Source organism: Paraliomyxa miuraensis (assembly GCF_026337845.1).
Classification (GTDB): Bacteria; Myxococcota_A; Polyangia; order Nannocystales; family Nannocystaceae; genus Paraliomyxa; species Paraliomyxa miuraensis.
In genome coordinates this window covers 1-253 of record NZ_JAOVZF010000028.1, presented here as the reverse complement: position 1 = coordinate 253, position 253 = coordinate 1, and the positions used below count along the sequence as shown (strand labels likewise).

The 253-nt window shown below is 71.1% G+C and carries 1 protein-coding gene; it reads right to left on the bottom strand.

Annotated elements, in window-relative coordinates; all coding sequences use genetic code 11:
- A partial coding sequence (locus OEB96_RS00110; protein ID WP_266213340.1) for a hypothetical protein occupies positions 1-253 on the bottom strand: 253 nt, incomplete at both ends.

Here is a 253-nt window from a genome sequence, read left to right as displayed (position 1 = left end):
GAGGTCGTCGCCCACCACCACTGCTTCTTGTGCCTCGTAGTGCGGCGACGGCAGCAGGATCCGCGCGTCCTCGTCCCACGCGGCTTCCGCATACTCCTCGAGGCTGGGCGGCACGCCGTCGGACGCTCCGAGCATGCGACCACCGCAGTGTGGATCGCGGACCGCCACGGTGGGGGTCTTGGTGGGGTCGTACTCCGGCACCCGACGCACGATGATCGGGGCCGAGCTCGCCAGCCCCGGCAGCTTCCAGCCG